This window comes from Bradyrhizobium manausense (assembly GCF_001440035.1).
Lineage (GTDB): Bacteria > Pseudomonadota > Alphaproteobacteria > Rhizobiales > Xanthobacteraceae > Bradyrhizobium > Bradyrhizobium manausense.
In genome coordinates, this window is record NZ_LJYG01000043.1 from 17,275 (window position 1) to 35,635 (window position 18,361).

The following is an 18,361-nucleotide window of genomic DNA, read 5'->3' on the forward strand; positions in this document are numbered from 1 at the left end:
AAGCCGCTGGCGCTGCGGGTGCTGGCGCTGAATGCGGGCGCCGTGCGCTCGTCCTCCGGCGTCGAGATGATGGCGCGCGATTTCAAATCTGCGAACGCGATCACGACGCTGGTCGTGGCCGGCGGCGCGGGCGTGTCGGCTCCGGCGGGCTGTCCTGCGACGCTCGCCTTCGTGCAGCGGCTGGCCAGGCGCGGCGTGCGCATCGCCAGTGTCTGCTCCGGCGCCTATGTGCTTGCGGAGGCCGGCCTGCTCGACGGCCGCCGCGCCACCACGCATTGGGGCCGCACCCGCGAATTCGTCGCGCGCTATCCCAAGGTGAAGTTCGAGCCGGACCAGATTTTCACCCGTGACGGCAACGTCTGGACGTCGGCGGGCATCAGCGCCGGCATCGATCTCGCGCTCGCGATGGTCACCGAGGACCACGGCGAGGAGATCGCGCAAGCGACCGCGCGCCAACTCGTGCTCTACCATCGCCGCAGCGGCGGCCAGTCGCAGTTCTCGTCGCTGCTCGAGTTGAAGACGCCGAACGGCCGCTTCGGTGGGCTGTTGTCGTGGGCGCGGGAAAATCTCGACGCGAGGTTGACCGTGGAAGACCTCGCCGATCGCGCCGGCATGAGCGCGCGACATTTCGCCCGCGCCTTTGCCGCCGAGACCGGCACGACGCCATCGAAAGCGATCGAGCGCCTAAGGATCGAGGTCGCGCGCGAACGCGTTCAGTCCTCGCGCGAGGCGATCGAACGCGTCGCCGAAACAACCGGTTTCGGCGACCCCGAGCGCATGCGCCGCGCCTTCATCCGCGCCTTCGGCCAGCCGCCGCAGGCGTTGCGGCACGGGCGGGGTAGCGGTCCAATGGAGGCGGGTGCGCCTCAGACGAGAGGGTGGACGCGGCTCCGGATGCCTCGCGGGCCGATGTCGCTGTTTGAGACGACGTAGTCGATCTCGCCGCGCGAAGTGCCGATGTCCATCAACTCCCTATCACTCAAGTTAGACAACGTAGCGTGTAATTTCTGCTTATCACTCCATTCTTGGAAGGCATCCCAGCACCCCCAGAAAAGGCTGCAGACACACCGCGTTGATGCGGAGGTTCTTTCGAGCCAGCTGGTGCTGTCGATCGTGCTCATTGCCCTGTCTCCTCTGGAAGATCCGCACCCGCACGAGATTGCCAGGGGAGATCCAGCCGCGCTTGACCGGCAGCTTACATTTTCCTTTTCAGCAGCTTATTCTTGCGGTTTTCGCCGGGACCAACCTCCGGTCGGCCGGCTCACTCAACGGATCAGAATTTGCGCTATCTGTTCGAAGAGTACGCATTCGACACCGACCGGCGCGAACTGCATCGCGGGGATAGCCTCATCGCGATCGCACCCCAGGTATTTGACCTGCTCGACTACCTGATCAGAAACAGGGATCGGGTCGTCAGCAAGGATGACCTGGTGAACGCCGTTTGGAAGGGCCGCATCGTATCCGACGCTGCGCTGACGACCCGCCTGAATGCCGCCCGAATTGCGATCGGCGATTCCGGTGAAGAGCAGCGCCTCATCAAGACCCTGCCGCGCAAGGGCGTCCGGTTCATCGGAACCGTGGCGGAGAGTGAGACCAGAGAGCCGATAGGCCCTGGGAGCTGGCCAGGACCGGAAGCACCCACTCTCGCGCTTCCCGATAGACCGTCCATCGCGGTGCTGCCGTTCGAGAATATGAGCGGTGATCCCGAGCAGCAGTATTTTGCCGATGGCATGACTGAAGAGATCACGACTGCATTGTCCCGGTTCAAATCGCTGTTCGTCATTGGTCGCAACACGAGCTTCACCTACAAGGGGCGCGTTGTCAGCGTAAAGCAGGTCGGTAGAGAACTCGGCGTCCGCTACGTATTAGAGGGAAGCGTTAGAAAAGCCGGAAGCAAGGTTCGCATTACCGGGCAGCTTCTAGAGGCTGTGACGGATCGACATTTGTGGGCTGACCATTTTGATGGTGCGCTCGAGGACGTTTTTGGTCTGCAAGACCAAATCACAGCAAAGGTCGTTGGGCTGATTGCTCCCAAACTCGAGCAGGCGGAAATCGAACGATCGAGACGGAAACCTACCGAAAAGCTGGACAGCTACGATTTCTTCTTGCGGGGTATGGCGCTGGGGACAAGTCGGAGGGCGCAACCTCTTGCGCGGGCCTTCTTTAAGGAAGCGTTTGAACGAGACGAAGAATACGCCGCAGCATTTGCCATGGCTGCGTGGACATTTCTCGTGCAGCAAGTGACCAGCGGCTTGCCTCTGACAGAGGAAATGCGAGCGGATGCGGTTCAGTTTGCTCGCTTGGGTGCAAGAGCGGCAAATTTCGACGCTTTCACATTGGCCAGGTGCGGCCATGTGCTGACGTACTTTGGGCAGGAATATGATCGTGGATTGTTGATGGTCGAGCAGGCTGTCGCTCTCAACCCAAATCTCGCCATCGCTTGGTACTCCCGGGGATGGGTGGCGCTGATGTGTGGTGAACCAGAACGCGCCATCGAGAGTTTCGACCGAATGATCAGGTTAAGTCCTTTTGATCCGTTACGAGCAACTGCTTGGTTGGGAATCTCGTTTGCACATTTTTGTCAGGGACGCTTCGAGGAAGGATGCGCCTTGGCGGTGAAGGCATTCCAGTTCACCGCCGATACGAATATGCTCGAAGCCTATATTGCGAACTCGGTCCGAGCTGGACATGCTGTCGAAGCCCGCGAAGCGGCGGCGCAATTGTTGAAACTTCAGCCGGACTACCACGCTTCGCGTGGCCGACAGGCTGTTCCTTTCCGCTCAAACGACGTGCGCAAGCAGATCGCATCGGCCTTGCGAGCCGCTGGCTTGCCGGAGTAGCCCCGCACATCTCCGCGCCGTAGGGCCGGGATCGACAGCGGCACGGGGAGGGCGGGCACACGATCGTCAGCCAAAGGCCTTGCCGACCTCCCGACCAACGGATGCGATCACATCGTTTCGTCCGTTGGGATCGAGCGATGCGCCGGTGAGATAGACCGCGATGATGATCGGCGAACGCTCGGGCGGCCACACGATCGCGACGTCATTGGCCGTCTCGCGTTGACCCGAACCGGTCTTGTCGCCCACACGCCATCCTTGCGGCAGGCCGGCCCGCAAACGGCTGTCGCCGGTCTTGTTGGCCACAAGCCATTTGATCAGTTGATCGCGCCCTTCAGGGACAAGGGCATCACCGAGCAGCAGACGCCGGAAATTTGCGGCCATCGCATTCGGCGTGGTGGTGTCGCGGGGATCGCCCGGCGCGGCTTCGTTCAGTTCGGTTTCAATCCGGTCGAGCCTGGTCGTCTCGTCGCCCAGGCTGCGCGCAAAGCTGGTCAAGCCGGCGGGGCCGCCGATGTTTTTCAGAAGTGCGTTGCCGGCCGTGTTGTCGCTCAGGGTGATGGCAGCCTCGCAAAGTTCGCGAAGCGACATTCCCTCTCCGCCGACATGCTTGCTCGTGACCGGCGAGTACTCGACGAGGTCGGCCTGCTCGATACGAACGCGCCGTTCAAGGCCTTCCAGCTTGCTGCCCACGTCTTTCAATATTGCCGCCGCCGCCAGGACCTTGAATGTGCTGCACATGGGAAAGCGTTCGTCTCCCCTGTGATGGATGGGAACGCCGGAATTCGTGTCGAGCACGGAGACGCCGAGTCGGCCTCCGCTCTTCTGTTCCAGCTGCTTGATCGCCTCGATGAGCGGTGCAGTTCCACCTGACGCGGCAACCGAAACATCAGGCAGGAACAAACCTCCGGCGATCGCAAATGCGGATGAGCTGAATTGACGTCGTGTAAGCATCGAGAACTCCCCTGAATGCGGGAAGGTTTTGCGTCGCGCCCGGGCGATTGACAAACGACGGTTCGTAAGGCCATCCATAAGTAAAACTTGGATCGGAAAAACTTGGATCCGGACTTGGCCCGTCGCCCTGCCAATATTTCCAATCTACCCCTGAACGCGCTCCGCTCATTCGAAGCGGCCGCGCGCCATCTCAGCTTCACCAAGGCCGGTCTCGAACTGCGGGTGTCGCAGGCGGCCGTGAGCCAGCAGGTGCGGGTTCTGGAAGAGAGCCTGCGCGTCAAGCTTTTCCGGCGATTGACCCGCGGGCTCGCTCTCACGGAAGAAGGCGAGGCGCTGCAGCCTGCAATCTCGGATGCGTTCGGCCGAATCAATCAGGTGCTGGACCGGTTCGAGAACGGTCGAATGCGCGAAATGCTGACAGTTGGCGTCGTCGGAACGTTCGCATCCGGCTGGCTCCTTCCGCGTCTCAGGAGCTTCACCTCTGATCATCCGAACATCGATGTCAGAATCTTTGCGAACAACAACCGTGTGGACCTCGGCGGCGAAGGGTTGGACTACGCCATTCGATTTGGCGACGGCGCGTGGCATGGAACGAACGCCGAGCGGCTGGTCGAGGCCCATTTCACACCGATGTGCGCGCCTGATGTGGCCAAGCGCCTGAGAGATCCAGTCGACCTCCATAAGGAGGTATTGTTGCGCTCGTACCGGCCGGGCGAGTGGGCCCAATGGTTCGAGGCGGTCAAATGCAGGCAACCGCGGATGACCGGACCGACCTTCGACTCGTCGGTCTCCCTGGCGCATGCCGCGGCTCAAGGCGCCGGGGTCGCGCTCCTGCCGGTCGCGCTGTTTTCGGACGATCTATCGCGCAAGCGGCTGGTTTGCCCCTATGACGACCAAGTCTTCCTGGGATCCTATTGGCTCACGTCGCTCAAATCCAAGAGGCTCTCGCATGGGATGAAGGCGTTCCACGACTGGATCTTGGCGGAGTGCAAGAAAAAGAAGTCGCGCAATCCATAATGCTTCCGCCCCCTCCGGACGGCAGCTTTTAAGTTGCGCTGCTTGGAGCCACCGGGCTGGACGTTTCCGCCCGCGCCGTCAGTCGCCGCGCGATCGGTGTCAGCAAGTACGGCGCCAGATGAATCGGAAACTGCGTCATCGCGAAATAGAGCCAAGTCGTCGGCGGCAGCGCGCCTGATGTTGCGGCCAGCATCAGGCCGAGATTGCGCTGTGACACCATCAGCCCGAGCGCCAGCGCGCGCTCGGTGCCGATGCGGCGGAACAGCAAGGTCGTGACGGCGAGCAGCGCAAAATAGATCGTGAAGGACAGGGCTGCGAGGCCGATGGTGAAGATCGGCCGCGCGATCAGGTCGCTGATCACGTCGCCCATCACGGCGGCCGCGAAGATGAAGAGGATGATGATGTTGAAGCCGTCGATCGGCTGCTTGTAGCGCTGGATCGTCTCGGTGCCGAACAGCCGACGGATGACGGTCGCGCCCAGCAGCGATGCCGCCAGGATGCCGAGCAGTTTCAGGCCAAGCGTGAGTGGGGAAATGCTGAGCATGCCGGCGAGAAACAGGCTTGCGAACAGCGAGGCGGTGAACGGCACGATCGCGGTTGCGGTCACCAGCGTGACCAGCACCAGCGTCGCATCGAGGCCCATCAGGGCGGCGAGCGCCGGAGAGGCCATCATCGGCGAGGCCATGCTCTGCAGCATCAGAGCCAGCGACAGGCCGGGCGCGTGCTCGGTGAGCCCGGTCGCATGCGCGATCAAGCCAACGATGACGGGCACGCCGATCGTGGTCCAGGCCGTGGCGGTCGCCACCAGCGCAGGCCGACGCAGATGGCCATAGAGCGCCACGAGATCGACCCGCATGAAAGAGATGCAGAGCAGGACGAGGATCGCCTCGGTGACGTAGGGACGCAGCAGCGCGCCGAGCGGCGGCACGGCTGCGGCGATGAATACGACAGCCGCCACCGCGCGCGTGCCCTGGCTGCCGAGCCAGGTCAGGCCGCGCAGCGGAAGGGCGAAGAGGGATTGAAGCGCTGATGACATCAGGATGGTGGCGTTGTCAGCCCAACGCCTTCAGCCAGGCGCCGATCTCGCTCACGGCAACATTGGCCTGTTGCAGCAGTTTGCCCATGGTGAAGAAGCCGTGGAATTGGCCGGGATAATGCTTGGTGGTGACCGGCACGCCGACCTGCTTCAGCCGTGCGGCGTATTCCTCGCCCTCGTCGCGCAGGGGATCGGCGCCGGCGGTGAGCACATAGGCCGGCGGCAAGCCGATGAGCGTGGTCGCACGGGCCGGCGAGGCGCGCCAGTCATGGATATCGGCGGCGCCGTTGAGATAATGGTCGCGAAACCAGCGGACCACCGCGTGCGTCAGCAGCACGCTGGTCTCTGGCTCGCTGTGCGAGCCGTGCGTCATGGCGAAGTCGACGGCGGGATAGATCAGCACCTGGCCCGCGAGCTTGGGGCCGTCGCCATCACGCGCGGCCAGCGCAACGACGGCCGCGAGATTGCCGCCGGCGCTGTCGCCACCAATCGAAAGGCGCGCAGGGTCGATGCCGAGCTCGCGCGCATTCGCAGCCACCCATTTGGTCGCGGCAATCGCATCATCGGTTGCGGCGGGAAACTTATGCTCGGGCGCAAGGCGGTAGTCGATCGCGATCACGATCAGCGCGCCTGCGTCGGCGAGCTGCCGGCAGACGACGTCGTGGCTGTCGAGATCGCCGATCACCCAGCCGCCGCCGTGGAAGAACACCAGCGCGGGCGCCAGCCCATCCTTGAGACGCGGCTGTTTCGGCACGTAGATCCGTGCCGGGATTGCGCCGTGGGGTGCCGGGATCGACAGCGGCGCGACGCGGGCCAGTTCGGGCGGCTCGGGGTTGGTGGCAAACCGGGCCCGGAGGTAATCGTCGCGCGCTTCCGCAGGGGGCAGCGTCTCATAGGGAGGGCGGCCAGCCTCCTGGAAGGCTCGGTAGACGGCGGCGGCATCGGGATCGAGCACGACGGGCATGGGGGCGACCTCGGTGGTTTCTGGTTATCGTTGAACGGGGGGCAATGCCCGCTTCGGCCCCCGGGGAGAGGCCTCCAACTATCCCATCCAGGGGCCGGGATGGCCAGCGGGTGGCCGGCAGGGCAGGAATGCCGCCCTTTCCCCGCCGTATTCGCCGTGTTAACCGGTTGGCCTGCGAGCGGCGGTATCCCCTGTAGAATGTCCAACAAGCCCGATTCGCTGTTGAAGCCGCGCGAGATGTTCAAAACTTTTACCCTGACAGGCCTTGCGGCGCTGCTGGCTGCCAGCGCGCTGACGGTTGCAACGCCGGTGCAGGCGCAGATCGGCACGATCTTCTCCGATCCGCCGCCGCTGCGCCCGCCGGGGACCATTCCCCGTGGCGGACAGCCGCAGCCGGCCCCGACCCCCGACGACGACGAAGAGGTGCCTGAGCTGCCGCCGCAGGGCCGTGTGCTGCCGTCGCGCCCGATGCCGCGCCAGGGCAATGCCATGCCCGGACCGGTCGAAACCCAGCCGCTGGCGCCGCCGCCGGGCACCAGCATCGCGCCGCAGAACCAGCCGCCGGCCGTGGCGGTTGCGCCCCCGGGCGGGCCGGCCCAGCCGGGCGCAGCTCCCGGTGCTGTTCCTGGTCAGCGCCAGCCGCAGCAGAAGGGCGGGACCCAGCAGGGCGCCGTGCCGCAGGCACCGGCGAGCCTGCAGCCGGGCGACGAGGTCGTCACCGAGCCGCCGGCCCAGAAGATCGTGAACAAGAAGGCGACCTTCTCCGGCCTCGACAAGATCACCGGCCGCATCATCAATTTCGACGAGGATATCGGCGAGACCGTGCAATTCGGCGCGCTCAGGGTGAAGACCGATGCCTGCTACACGCGCCCCGCGACCGAGGCCGCCAACACCGACGCCTTCGTCGAGGTCGACGAGATCACCTTGCAGGGCGAGGTGAAGCGGATCTTCTCCGGCTGGATGTATGCGGCAAGCCCCGGCCTGCACGGCGTCGAGCACCCGATCTACGACATCTGGCTGACCGACTGCAAAGAGCCGCAGCAGACCATTGCGACCGCAGCGCCGGATCCCGCAACCAAGCCGGCCGCGCCCCCACCACCGCCAGCGGCGCAGAAGAAGGCCGCGCCCAAGCAGGCCGTGCAGCAGCGTCCGCCGCAGCCTCTGCCGCCACCGCCGCAGGCGGCCCCGCCGCCACCTCCGCCGCCGGAGCAGCGACCCGGTCTGTTCGGTATTCCCGGGTTTGGCCGCTAGGCCAAATCCGCCAGGGTTTGGCAGCCGGTAAGGCTGATCTACTGCCGCGAAGCGATGATCTCGAGCGCGCGTGCGCCCGGGATCGCATCGCCTGACGACAGTCGCAGGAAATCGCCGGGCTCGCCGGTGAGCGCCTTGTCGAGCAGCGCGGTGTAGCGCCGCCGCGAGATTTCGGTAGCACCAAAACTCTTCAGATGCTCGGTGACATATTGGGTGTCGAGCAGCTCGAAGCCGCCATGGATCAGCCGCGCGACCAGATGCACCAGCGCAACCTTGGAGGCATCGCGCGCGGTGTGGAACATGCTCTCGCCGAAGAAGGCGCGCCCGAGGCTCACGCCGTAGAGGCCGCCGACGAGATCGTCGCCCTGCCAGGCCTCGACGCTGTGGCAATGGCCGAGCTCGTAGAGGCCGCCATAGAGGTCGCGGATGCGCTTGTTGATCCAGGTGTCCTCGCGCCCTGACTGCGGCGCCGCGCAGCCGGCGATGGTCGCCTTGAACGCGGTGTTGACGGTGACGCGGAACGCGTCCGAGCGCACGGTGCGCGCCAGGCGCGAGGCGACGCGAAAGCCATCGAGCGGGATCACGCCGCGCATTTCCGGCTCGACCCAGAACAGGGTCGGATCGTCCGCGCTCTCGGCCATCGGAAAGATGCCGCAGGCATAGGCGCGCAGCAGCACGGCGGGTGTGATTTCAGATGAGGCGGAGTCGCGGGAAGTCATGATCGCTACAATAGCAGGATCGCGATGCCGGTGCGATGGGGCGGGGCCGGGATCAGCTTGCCGCCGCGGCGCTGTTCGCCTGGCCTGATACGGCGGGGGTGCGGCGGAACCGGAGGAGGATGCGGGTCCCGGAATGGTTCGGATCGCGCTCGACGGTGGCATCGAGCTTGGAAGCCATGGCGGCGACGATGCGCTGGCCCATGCCGGTGGAGCGCGGATCGGCCTTGACGTTGTCACCGACGCCGTCGTCGGTGATGGACAGCAGGAGATCCTCGCCTTGCGAGGTCAGCTCGACGTGAATGGGCCCGGCGCCATCGGGATAGGCGTATTTCACAGCGTTCATCACCAGCTCGTTGACGATGATACCGACGGCGACGGCGCGGTCGGGGTCGATCTCGATCGGNGGCTCGGCCTTCACCGTCAGGCGCGACATCCGGTTGCCTTCGGCGGAGCGGCGGAGGTCCTCGAGCAGGGAGTCGAGATATTGGTTGAGCATCACGCTCTTCAGATCCTGCGAGGTGTAGAGGCGGCGGTGCACCTGGGCGACGGCGGCAACGCGGCCCATCGCATTGGTGAGGGCGGCCTTGACCTCGTCCTGTGCGGCGGAGCTCGCCTGCAGGTGCAGCAGCGAAGCGATGATCTGGAGCGAATTGCCGACGCGGTGATTGACCTCGCGCAAGAGCAGCTCGCGTTCGGCGGCAAGCGCGGCGTAGCGGTCGCGCGAGGCGTGGATCTCGGCCTCGGCTTCCTCACGCGCGCGCTGCAGCTCGGCCTGGCGCAGCGCGCCTTCGGCCGCGACATGCAGCAGCGGGATGAAGTCGCCCTTGACGTCCTTGACCAGATAGTCGGCCGCGCCTGCTTTCAGCGCGGTCACGGCGATGCTGGAATCCTGCGAGGCGGTGACGAAGACCACGGGCGGGGCGTCCGGGATCGCCATGATCTGCTCGAGCGTCTCGAGCCCGTCGAGACCCGGCATGTATTGGTCGAGCGCCACGACATCGATGCAGCCCTGAGTGCTGGCGTTGCGGATCCGCTCGAGGCCTTCCTCGCCGCTGGCGGCATGGACGACCTTGTAGCCGCGCCGAGTCAGGCCGCGATCGACCAGGCGCGCCAGTGCGTCGTCGTCATCGATATAGAGCAGTGTGGGTGTGCGGTGTTGGGTCATGAAGCGGCGGGCGGGACCTGGATGACCGAGAAGAACAGGCCGAGCTGCCGGATGGCATTGGCGAAATTCTCGTAATTGACGGGCTTGGTGATGTAGACGTTGCAGCCGAGCTCGTAGCAGCGCTTGATCTCCTGGCTGTCGTCGGTGGTGGTGAGCACCACCACGGGTGAGGCCTTGAGATATTTGTTTTCCTTGATCTGCTTCAGGATGTCGATGCCGCTCATGTCGGGCAGGTTGAGGTCGAGCAGGATCAGCAGCGCGTTGCCCTTCTGAGCGAGCCCGGTTCCGTCCGGGCCGAACAGATGCTTCATCGCCGAGTTGCCGTTGGTGAAGGAGAGGATCTCGTTGTTGACGCCGGAACGGCGGATATTGCGCTCGATCAGCCTGGCGTGGCCCTCGTCGTCCTCGATCATGATGATGGTGACGGGCATTGTCATCGGTCCGCGTTCCGGTTGCTGGCGTTCCAATTGATGGGCAGCGTGATCGTGAACGTGCTGCCCGCATTCAGTTCCGACGATACCGACATGGTGCCGCCGAGGCGGCGCACAAGTGCACGTACATGGGCAAGACCGATGCCCTGACCGGGCTTGTCCTGGGTTCCAGCACGCCGGAACAGGTCGAAAATCCGCTGATGATCCCTTGGATCGATGCCACGGCCATTATCGCTGATGTCGAAGATAGCGTAGCCAAGCTTGGTGCGCCCGCGAATTCTGATCTCGCCGGGGACCCCGGTCTTGAGGTACTTGATCGCGTTATCGATCAGATTGGAGAAAATCTGCTCCAGTGCAAGGCGGTCGCTGACAATATTCGGCAACGGCTCGATGTGGATCTCGGCCTGCGCTTCGGCCGCCTGGTGCGCCAGCGAGGAGACGATGGCCTCGATGAAGTCGCGGGTGTCGATCCGCTCCGGCTGAAACTCGCGCCGGCCCTCGCGGGTGAGGTTGAGGATCGCCGAGATCAGCCGGTCCATCCGGGCGATCGAAGATTTAATGAAGCCGAGCGCTTCGGAAAAATCCGCCGACAGCTGCTTGTCGGCGTCATCGAGCGGAATCTCTGCGGCCTCGACCGGTGGACCGCCGGCCGGCACACGCGTAAGCGCTCCGATCCGTCGGAAGATGTCCTTGCCCAATTCTTCGAGCTCGCTGGTGAAGCCCATGATGTTGACCAGCGGCGAGCGCAGGTCATGGCTGACGATATAGGCAAAGCGCTGGATCTCGTCGTTGGCTTCACGCAGGTCTGCCGTGCGTTCGTCTATGGTGGCCTCCAGGTTGACGTTGGCATCGCGCAGCTGTGCCTCGGCCTCGTCGCGGATGCGCGCCGAACGCCGCACCAGCCAGATCGAGATCAGGGCGAGGACCACCACGAGGCCGGAACCGATACCGGTGAGGGAGGCAGCCAGCGTCTGGCTGCGGTCGGCGTTGGCCGTGCGGAGCTGGAACAGCCGCTCCTCCTCGCGGATCATCGCGCTCCCGGCGCTGCCGATGGCAATCGTGGTGCCGGCGCTGGCGGCTTCGCTGACGAGCGCCGTGGCCTTCTCCGGCTGACCCTGGCCCACGAAATCGATCTCGCGCGCGAACTGGCCGAGGCGGGTTTCGATCGCGGCACTGAGCTGCTCGATATTCTGGCGTTGTGCCGGATTGTCGCCGATCAGGCGCGTCAGCCTGTCGAGCGCAGGGATGATCGCGGCGACGGCCTTTTCGTGATCGGTCCGGAAACCCGCCTCCCGCGTCAGCAGGTAGCCACGCGCGCCGCTCTCGGCACGGCGGACCTCGAGCAGCAATGCATTGACCTGGTTCTCCACCTCGATGGTGTGAACCACCCATTTGCTGTCGTTGCGCGCCTCGTTGACCAGATAGACCGAGCCTGCGCTGATCGCGGTCAGCACGACGAGGCCGGCTGCGAACAGCAGGATCTGCCCAAATGCGCGACGTCGCCGCCCCTCGGCGGTCACGACGATCTCGCTCGATCATATCTGGAAGTCAAAACGCCCCCTTGGAACTGCCCACCGTCCAGAACGCGATGGGGGCCAAGCGGTTCCCGACCTGGGTGACGATTATTTCGCTGATGGTTCCGACTTGCCGGCGAGGTACTGTTCCAGCCAGTGGATGTGGTAGTCGCCGTTGATGATGTCATCCTGGCGGACCAGATCGCGGAACAGCGGGAGCGTGGTCTCGATGCCCTCGACCACCATCTCGTCCAGCGCACGGCGCAGGCGCATCAGGCATTCGGCGCGGGTCTTGCCGTGGACGATCAGCTTGCCGACGAGAGAATCGTAATAAGGCGGGATCTGGTAGCCCTGATAGACCGCGGAATCGATGCGCACGCCGAGGCCGCCGGGCGGGTGATACTGGAGAATCCGGCCGGGCGAAGGGCGGAAGGTCTGCGGGTTCTCTGCATTGATGCGGCATTCGATGGCGTGGCCGATGATCTGGATCTCGTCCTGCCTGGCCGGCAGCTCGCCGCCGGCGGCGATGCGGATCTGCTCCAGCACGAGATCGATGTCGGTGATGCTCTCGGTGACGGGATGCTCGACCTGGATGCGCGTGTTCATCTCGATGAAGTAGAACTCGCCGTCCTCGTAGAGGAACTCGATGGTGCCGACGCCGAGATATTTCATCTCGCGCATCGCCTTGGCGCAGGTCTCACCGATCTTGGCGCGCGCCGCCGCAGCCAGCACGGGCGAGGGGCCTTCCTCCCAGACCTTCTGGTGACGGCGCTGGAGCGAGCAGTCGCGCTCGCCGAGATGGATCGCGCCGCCGCGGCCGTCGCCGAGAATCTGGATCTCGATGTGGCGCGGCTTCTGCAGGTATTTTTCCAGGTAGACCGAGGCGTCGCCGAACGCGGATTTCGCTTCGTTGGCCGCCGTCGACAGCGCAATCTGCAGATCCGCTTCGCTCTGTGCGACCTTCATGCCGCGGCCACCGCCGCCGGCGGCCGCCTTCACCAGCACGGGGAAGCCGATCTTCCTGGCGATCGCCATCGCGTCGTCGTTGGGACCGACCGCGCCGTCGGAGCCGGGCACCACGGGAATGCCGAGCCGCTTGGCGGTCTTCTTGGCCTCGATCTTGTCGCCCATCAGGCGGATATGCTCGGCCTTGGGGCCGATGAATTGCAGGTTGTGCTCGGTAAGGATCTCGGCGAAGCGCGCGTTCTCCGACAGGAAGCCGTAGCCGGGATGCACGGCGTCCGCGCCCGTAATCTCGCAGGCCGCGAGCAGCGCGGGAATGTTGAGATAGCTGTCCTTCGACGGCGGCGGCCCGATGCAGACGCTCTCGTCCGACAGGCGCACATGCATGGCGTCGGCGTCGGCGGTGGAGTGCACGGCAACGGTCGCAATCCCGAGCTCCTTGCAGGCCCGCAGGATGCGAAGGGCGATCTCGCCGCGATTGGCTATGAGGATCTTGTCGAACATGTTGTCCTGCAGCGAATGGCGAGCGGCGAAGGCGAGTAGGGAGGGCTGGCGCCATTCGCTATTCGCAATTCGCCATTCGCGTTATTCTATGATGACGAGCGGCTCGCCGAACTCGACCGGCTGGCCGTCTTCGACCAGGATCTGCGTCACGGTGCCTGATCGGGTCGAGGGGATCTGGTTCATGGTCTTCATCGCCTCGATGATCAGCAGGGTCTGGCCGACCGAGACCTTGGAGCCGACCTCGACGAACGGCTTGGCGCCGGGCTCCGGCGCCCAATAGGCGGTCCCCACCATCGGCGAGGTCACCGCGCCTGGATGCTTGGAGACGTCTGCGACGCCTGAGGCCGCAGCCGCGGCGGCGGGAGCTGCGGCGACCCCGGGGGCTGCGGCCGCAACCGGCATCGGCATGGTCGCGGCGACGCTGATGTTGCGGGCGACGCGCAGGCGCAGGCCGGCGCGCTCGATCTCGATCTCGGTGAGGCTGGTCTCATCGAGCAGCAGAGCGAGCTCGCGGACGAGCGCGGAATCGTCGCTGGAAAACTTTGCGGCTGCTTTGTCGTCTGGCTGGCGCGCCATGTTCTTTGATCCGAATGTTCTGGGTGAAGAGAGAGCGTCAGGCTTTGGGCGTGGTGCCGAGCTTGGCGGCAAGCCCCTGGATAGCGAGGCGGTAGCCCTCGATTCCGAAGCCGCAGAGCGAGGCCAAGGCCGCGCGCGCGGTGTAGGAGTGGTGACGGAAGCCGCCGCGGGCGTGGATGTTGGTCACGTGCACTTCGACCGTCGGGATCTGCACGGCGAGCAGCGCGTCGTGCAGTGCGATCGAGCCGTGCGAATAGCCCCCGGCGTTGATGATGATGCCCTTCGTCTTGCGCCCATGTGCCTCGTGGATGAAGTCGATCAGCTCGCCTTCGCGGTTGGACTGCCGGCAGTCGGCCTTGATGCCGAAGCTCGCCGCGGTCTCCCGGCACAGTTTCTCGACCTCGGCCAGCGTGGCATGGCCATACGTCTCCGGCTCCCGCGTCCCCAACACATTGAGGTTCCGCCCGTTGAGAACGAGGATCGTGTCGGTCGCTGATTCGGCCATTCTGTCCCGGAAAGGTGTTTCGGCGTGGCGGGGGTTATAGGTAACAAAGTGCGTGAGGGGAAGCCTTCAAGGGCTTCCCGGGCCGGTTCAGGCACCTCATCCAGCGTGCAAAAACCTGTGCGGAAACTACGGAAATTGCTTGCTAACCAGTTCCAAGCATGGCTGCCGGCCCAATGCAAAAGGGGCGGGCATCGCTGCCCGCCCCTGAGGTTGCCGTCTTCCGGCCTTAGACGTTCAGGACAGCCACGATCTCGTAGGTGTCCGGATTGATGATCACGATCTCATCCTTCACCAGGACGTACTTGTAGGTCCGCCACTCCGGATAGATCGTCACGACCCGCGAGGGCAGGGCGTGCAGCTCGATGCCCTCGCGCGGAATCCGGGTACCGACCGAGATCGAGAAGTTCACGTTGCTCACGGGAGCGATGTGCTCCTCGCGGATCGCCGAGGTGATCTGGGTGCGCTGCTCGGTCGAGAGCTTGGCGCCGGCGCCGGCCTGGCCGACCGTCGTGTTGGTGCTGCTCTGGCCCTGCGCGTTCTGGTTAGCGCCGGGGCTGGTCTGACCCTGGGCCTTCTGGTTGGTGCTCGTGGTGCCCTTCTGGTTCTCGGCATTGTTGGTCGAGGTGCCGCTCTTGGTGCCCTCAGCCTTCATGTCTTTCTGGGCGCCGGACTTGCTGGTGTCCTGGCTCATGCTCTTGGACTTGTCCTGCGTGGACTTGTCCTGCGCGCTCTGGGCGTGTTCACCCTTCGTCGCCCCGGCCTTCTCCTCGGCCGCGTTCTTGTTCATCGCGCCGCCGGATTTCTCCGCGGTGCCGGACTTCTCCATCGCGCCAGACGATTTCTCTTCGCCTTGCTTCATGGAGCCACCGGCCTGACCCACCGTGCCCTTCTGCGGACTTGCCGATTCCTTGCCGCGCTCGGTGGCGCCGCCCGAAGACTGCGAGTGCTCCATCGGCTTCGCACCGGCGCCGCTGTCATTCTTCATCGTGCCTTGTGCGTTCGCCAGACCGGTGCCCGCGATCAGCGCGAGTGCGGCAACCGAGATCATAAAGCGGTTCAACATCGTATTCTCCTCACGTGTTTCTTTGCGTCATTGCCCGCGCCGACAACGAGAGGAGGTGTCACTTGTTCCGGAACATCTGCTGTTCCCCGGCATTTGTTTCTTAAACGCGAGATGAACATCCGTGCCGGATTCGCGCCGGTTTTCGGCATGCGAAAAAGGCCGGCTTTTCAGCCGGCCTCGTTCCGTCCGCCAGTGGTGAAACGTCTCGCGAAAGCGCGATGAGATTGGGCTGAATCGTCATCGCGCTTTAGCTCTTGGTTTGAGCATGATCTTTTCGGAAAACCGCTTCCCACTTTTCCGGATCATGCTTTAGCAAGTCGCCTTGCCGCAGCGGGCCACGCCGATCTTTTCCTTGAGCCCCTCGAGGCCGATGGCGCCGACCACGATCTGCTTGCCGATCACGTAGCTCGGCGTGCCGTTCATGCCCATCGTCTCGGCGAGCTTGAAATTCTCCTCGATGGTGGAGCGCACCTCGGGGCTGGCGATGTCCTTCTCGATCCTCGCGGTGTCGAGGCCGGCTTCCTTGGCCGCCTGCATGGCGCGCGCCTTGTCGGCCGCGCCGCGACCGCCGAGCAGCTTCTGGTGGAAGTCGAGATATTTCTTGCCGGTGGGATCCTGCATGCGCACTGCGACCGCGACCTGGGCGGCCTCGACCGAGCCCTGGCTCAGCACCGGAAACTCCTTCAGCACCACCTTCAGCTTGGAATCGGACTTCATCAGGTCGAGCATGTCGCTCATCGCGCGTTTGCAATAGCCGCAATTGTAATCGAAGAACTCAACGAAGGTGACGTCGCCGTCCTTGTTGCCGAGCACGACCTGACGCGGCGAGTTGAAGATCGCATCCGAGTTCTGCGCGATGCTGGCTTCGTGCTTCTCGGTCTCTGCCGCGGCCTGCCGCTTGCTGAGCTCCGTCATGGCCTCCTCGAGCACCTCAGGATGGCTGACGAGGTAGTTCTTGATGATGGCCTCGATGTCGGTGCGCTGGGCATCCGAGAAGCTCTCGGCCGAAGCCGGTCCCGTTGCGCCGACGAAGGCGAGCGCAATGAGCGCGGAAGCAAGCAGGCGCAGCGAAGGCATTGGCAAATCCTCTTATCCAGAGCAGGTTTTGAAACAACGTCCCGGCGGACTTAGTCGTGGTGTCGTGACGTCAAATGAGCAGTTCAGGCTTCGGTCTGGAGCCCCGATCCGACGAGGTCGGAACGGGGCTCCAGCTTTTTGCTTTGACGCGTTTTCCTGGCGCGAACCGGTATCCGCTTCGCTTGAAAACGCTTTAGTTACGCGGCGGTTTCGACGCCACGATGTCGTCGGCCTTGACCCATCCGGGCGTGCCGACGGCGAAACGGGTTTTCGCGCGCGTGGCAAGCTCGCGAGCGGTCTTGTTGTCGCCGCGCAGATAAGCGGCCTGGGCAGAGGCGAGATCCGCCTCGGCATAGTCTGCCTTCCGGCCATAGGCCATCGCAAGCTGGGTGTAGCCGATCGGCGCCTCGGGCTCGCGCGCCACCGCTGCACGGAGAATCTTGATGGCGTCGTCCGTGTAGGCCTTATTATCGGTTCCAACCAGAGCCTGCCCAAGTAACATCTCGATGAGGGCCGAATTGTTCGAAAGTGCGACGGCCTTGCGCAGGGGGGCAATCGCATCGGCGGGCTTGCCGCTCTCCAGAAGGGCTTGGCCGCGCACCTCGTAGAAGTACGGGTTGTTGGGCTGCACCGCAATCAGGGCATCGATCTGGGCGAGGGCACTGCGCAAGTCACCATGCAGATAGGTGCTGATGGCGCGGGCATAGCGCGCCGGCAGGCTGTCATTGGTCAGGGGGTAGCGGCGATAGACCACCTCCTGCCGCTCCATGAAGGCGGAGATCTTGGCGCGCACCATGTCATGGCGCAGCTGGAGCGCGGGATCGTCCTTCTTGTCCCAATAGGGACTGGTGCTGGCAAATTCCTGGAGCGCTGCAACGCGGTCGGCGGGCATCGGGTGCGACTGCAGATAGGGATCTGCGCCGCGCGCCGCGAACAGGCTTTCGCTGGTGAAGCGCTTGAAGGTCTCGTACATGCCCTTCGGCGACTGCTGCGTCGCGGTCAGGAACTTCACGCCGGCGCGGTCGGCGTTCTCCTCCTGCTGGCGCTGATAGGACAGCAGCGAGCGGCGGATCATCTCCTGCGGGCCGGCAACCGCGGCCGCGCCGGCGTTGGCGAGCCCATTATTGCCACCGCCGCGGGCACCGGCCGCGATGGCGCCGGCGCCGAGCAGCATGGCGATGATCATCTGCGTCTGGGCGCTGGCGAGCTGCTCGCGCATCTTGGCCAGATGGCCGCCGGCCAGATGCCCGGTCTCGTGCGCAAGCACGCCGATCAGCTGGTTCGGCGTCTCCGACTGCAGGATTGCGCCGTAATTGACGAAGATGCGACGGCCATCGGCGACGAACGCGTTGAACGAGTTGTCGTTGATGATCACCATCTGGATGTTCTGCTTCTCCAGACCGGCGACGCGCAGGATCGGGCGTGTATATTCGCGGAGCAGCTGCTCGGTTTCCGAGTCGCGCAAGGTCGGCGGCCCGCGGCCTTCCTGCGCCTGCGCCGCCGGGACCGGCAGCAGCGCGATTGCAGTCGCGGTAACGAGGGCGGTGAGGGCGGTGGCCTTCTTGCGCAATACGATCTGGAGCGACATCAAACGGGCTTGCAAACGGATTTGGATGCAGTTGTGTGATTGGTTTTGGCGATTGGCGGCGGACCGGATACGCGATATGCCCTTATGAGCCGTATAATGCGGCTAGTCTGGGGCGCAAGCGCCCTGTTTTGCCAGCGAAATAGCAGAAATCAATGCACGATGCGACACTAAGGAACCGGGTGGGACATTGGCTCGAG

17 protein-coding genes and 2 pseudogenes are annotated in these 18,361 nt (G+C 64.3%); 4 read left to right on the forward strand and 15 right to left on the reverse strand.

Annotated elements, in window-relative coordinates:
• A pseudogene (locus AOQ71_RS09280) lies at positions 1-846 on the forward strand (GlxA family transcriptional regulator); the annotation flags it as partial.
• A 20-nt stretch (positions 847-866) separates the two neighbouring features.
• Here AOQ71_RS09280 and AOQ71_RS49665 read toward each other — a convergent pair.
• Positions 867-1,121, reverse strand: a complete 255-nt coding sequence (locus AOQ71_RS49665; protein WP_083514081.1) for a DUF1127 domain-containing protein — start codon at positions 1,119-1,121, stop codon at positions 867-869.
• A gap of 159 nt (positions 1,122-1,280) precedes the next feature.
• On the opposite strand from AOQ71_RS49665, the gene AOQ71_RS09285 reads away from it, so the two are divergent.
• Positions 1,281-2,840, forward strand: coding sequence for a winged helix-turn-helix domain-containing tetratricopeptide repeat protein (locus AOQ71_RS09285; RefSeq protein ID WP_057744853.1), 1,560 nt, complete (start codon positions 1,281-1,283; stop codon positions 2,838-2,840).
• A gap of 66 nt (positions 2,841-2,906) precedes the next feature.
• Here the strand turns inward: AOQ71_RS09285 and bla are convergent, their stop codons facing one another.
• Entirely contained in the window at positions 2,907-3,791 is an 885-nt protein-coding gene (bla, locus tag AOQ71_RS09290; RefSeq protein WP_057744857.1) for a class A beta-lactamase, read from the reverse strand.
• Between the two features lie 102 nt (positions 3,792-3,893).
• On the opposite strand from bla, the gene AOQ71_RS09295 reads away from it, so the two are divergent.
• Positions 3,894-4,808 carry a LysR family transcriptional regulator gene (locus AOQ71_RS09295; RefSeq protein WP_283809587.1) on the forward strand — a complete coding sequence of 305 codons (915 nt, stop codon included), beginning with the start codon at positions 3,894-3,896 and terminating at the stop codon, positions 4,806-4,808.
• A gap of 28 nt (positions 4,809-4,836) precedes the next feature.
• Here AOQ71_RS09295 and AOQ71_RS09300 read toward each other — a convergent pair whose 3' ends face one another.
• Together AOQ71_RS09300 and AOQ71_RS09305 are read right to left on the reverse strand one after the other, a co-directional pair.
• A complete protein-coding gene (locus tag AOQ71_RS09300) occupies positions 4,837-5,844 on the reverse strand; it encodes a hypothetical protein (protein WP_057744860.1) in 1,008 nt (335 codons plus the stop codon).
• A 16-nt stretch (positions 5,845-5,860) separates the two neighbouring features.
• Positions 5,861-6,808, reverse strand: a complete 948-nt coding sequence (locus tag AOQ71_RS09305; RefSeq protein ID WP_057744863.1) for an alpha/beta hydrolase — start codon at positions 6,806-6,808, stop codon at positions 5,861-5,863.
• A gap of 198 nt (positions 6,809-7,006) precedes the next feature.
• Here AOQ71_RS09305 and AOQ71_RS09310 point away from each other — a divergent pair, with 198 nt between their 5' ends.
• Positions 7,007-8,059 carry a DUF2155 domain-containing protein gene (locus AOQ71_RS09310; RefSeq protein ID WP_057744865.1) on the forward strand — a complete coding sequence of 351 codons (1,053 nt, stop codon included), beginning with the start codon at positions 7,007-7,009 and terminating at the stop codon, positions 8,057-8,059.
• A 38-nt stretch (positions 8,060-8,097) separates the two neighbouring features.
• On the opposite strand, the gene aat is transcribed toward AOQ71_RS09310, so the two are convergent.
• From aat to AOQ71_RS09360, 11 genes and pseudogenes are all read right to left on the reverse strand, one after another.
• A complete protein-coding gene (aat, locus tag AOQ71_RS09315) occupies positions 8,098-8,778 on the reverse strand; it encodes a leucyl/phenylalanyl-tRNA--protein transferase (RefSeq protein ID WP_057744868.1) in 681 nt (226 codons plus the stop codon).
• 52 nt (positions 8,779-8,830) lie between these two features.
• Positions 8,831-9,181 (reverse strand): ATP-binding protein (locus AOQ71_RS47535; RefSeq protein ID WP_245316821.1); only part of this gene is annotated, 351 nt, incomplete at its 5' end.
• A gap of 1 nt (position 9,182) precedes the next feature.
• A pseudogene (locus AOQ71_RS09320) lies at positions 9,183-9,943 on the reverse strand (histidine kinase dimerization/phosphoacceptor domain -containing protein); the annotation flags it as partial.
• Positions 9,940-10,380 carry a response regulator gene (locus AOQ71_RS09325; RefSeq protein WP_057744874.1) on the reverse strand — a complete coding sequence of 147 codons (441 nt, stop codon included), beginning with the start codon at positions 10,378-10,380 and terminating at the stop codon, positions 9,940-9,942. The gene AOQ71_RS09325 and the pseudogene AOQ71_RS09320, both read right to left, overlap by 4 nt.
• Entirely contained in the window at positions 10,377-11,894 is a 1,518-nt protein-coding gene (locus AOQ71_RS09330; RefSeq protein ID WP_057744877.1) for a sensor histidine kinase, read from the reverse strand. The genes AOQ71_RS09325 and AOQ71_RS09330 overlap by 4 nt, the downstream gene beginning before the upstream one ends.
• A 102-nt stretch (positions 11,895-11,996) precedes the next feature.
• Positions 11,997-13,355 carry an acetyl-CoA carboxylase biotin carboxylase subunit gene (gene accC, locus AOQ71_RS09335; RefSeq protein WP_057744880.1) on the reverse strand — a complete coding sequence of 453 codons (1,359 nt, stop codon included), beginning with the start codon at positions 13,353-13,355 and terminating at the stop codon, positions 11,997-11,999.
• A gap of 81 nt (positions 13,356-13,436) precedes the next feature.
• A complete protein-coding gene (accB, locus tag AOQ71_RS09340) occupies positions 13,437-13,931 on the reverse strand; it encodes an acetyl-CoA carboxylase biotin carboxyl carrier protein (RefSeq protein WP_057744883.1) in 495 nt (164 codons plus the stop codon).
• 37 nt (positions 13,932-13,968) lie between these two features.
• Entirely contained in the window at positions 13,969-14,436 is a 468-nt protein-coding gene (aroQ, locus tag AOQ71_RS09345; RefSeq protein WP_057744886.1) for a type II 3-dehydroquinate dehydratase, read from the reverse strand.
• Between the two features lie 226 nt (positions 14,437-14,662).
• Positions 14,663-15,499, reverse strand: coding sequence for a DUF1236 domain-containing protein (locus tag AOQ71_RS09350; protein WP_057744889.1), 837 nt, complete (start codon positions 15,497-15,499; stop codon positions 14,663-14,665).
• A 309-nt stretch (positions 15,500-15,808) separates the two neighbouring features.
• Positions 15,809-16,576 (reverse strand): DsbA family protein, encoded by a 768-nt coding sequence (locus AOQ71_RS09355; protein ID WP_057744892.1) that lies wholly within the window; start codon positions 16,574-16,576, stop codon positions 15,809-15,811.
• Between the two features lie 193 nt (positions 16,577-16,769).
• The gene (locus AOQ71_RS09360; RefSeq protein WP_057744895.1) at positions 16,770-18,164 is read right to left on the reverse strand and encodes a M48 family metalloprotease; all 1,395 of its coding nucleotides are present in this window, start codon (positions 18,162-18,164) and stop codon (positions 16,770-16,772) included.
• Positions 18,165-18,361: the final 197 nt, after the last annotated feature.

Excerpts from the sequence above, each read along its gene's own strand:
- AOQ71_RS49665 (WP_083514081.1), bottom strand. The coding sequence starts at position 1,121 with ATGAGCACGATCGACAGCACCAGCTGGCTCGAAAGAACCTCCGCATCA.
- bla (WP_057744857.1), bottom strand. The coding sequence starts at position 3,791 with ATGCTTACACGACGTCAATTCAGCTCATCCGCATTTGCGATCGCCGGA.
- AOQ71_RS09300 (WP_057744860.1), bottom strand. The coding sequence starts at position 5,844 with ATGTCATCAGCGCTTCAATCCCTCTTCGCCCTTCCGCTGCGCGGCCTG.
- AOQ71_RS09305 (WP_057744863.1), bottom strand. The coding sequence starts at position 6,808 with ATGCCCGTCGTGCTCGATCCCGATGCCGCCGCCGTCTACCGAGCCTTC.
- AOQ71_RS09310 (WP_057744865.1), top strand. The coding sequence starts at position 7,007 with ATGTCCAACAAGCCCGATTCGCTGTTGAAGCCGCGCGAGATGTTCAAA.
- aat (WP_057744868.1), bottom strand. The coding sequence starts at position 8,778 with ATGACTTCCCGCGACTCCGCCTCATCTGAAATCACACCCGCCGTGCTG.
- AOQ71_RS09325 (WP_057744874.1), bottom strand. The coding sequence starts at position 10,380 with ATGACAATGCCCGTCACCATCATCATGATCGAGGACGACGAGGGCCAC.
- accC (WP_057744880.1), bottom strand. The coding sequence starts at position 13,355 with ATGTTCGACAAGATCCTCATAGCCAATCGCGGCGAGATCGCCCTTCGC.
- accB (WP_057744883.1), bottom strand. The coding sequence starts at position 13,931 with ATGGCGCGCCAGCCAGACGACAAAGCAGCCGCAAAGTTTTCCAGCGAC.
- aroQ (WP_057744886.1), bottom strand. The coding sequence starts at position 14,436 with ATGGCCGAATCAGCGACCGACACGATCCTCGTTCTCAACGGGCGGAAC.
- AOQ71_RS09350 (WP_057744889.1), bottom strand. The coding sequence starts at position 15,499 with ATGTTGAACCGCTTTATGATCTCGGTTGCCGCACTCGCGCTGATCGCG.
- AOQ71_RS09355 (WP_057744892.1), bottom strand. The coding sequence starts at position 16,576 with ATGCCTTCGCTGCGCCTGCTTGCTTCCGCGCTCATTGCGCTCGCCTTC.
- AOQ71_RS09360 (WP_057744895.1), bottom strand. The coding sequence starts at position 18,164 with ATGTCGCTCCAGATCGTATTGCGCAAGAAGGCCACCGCCCTCACCGCC.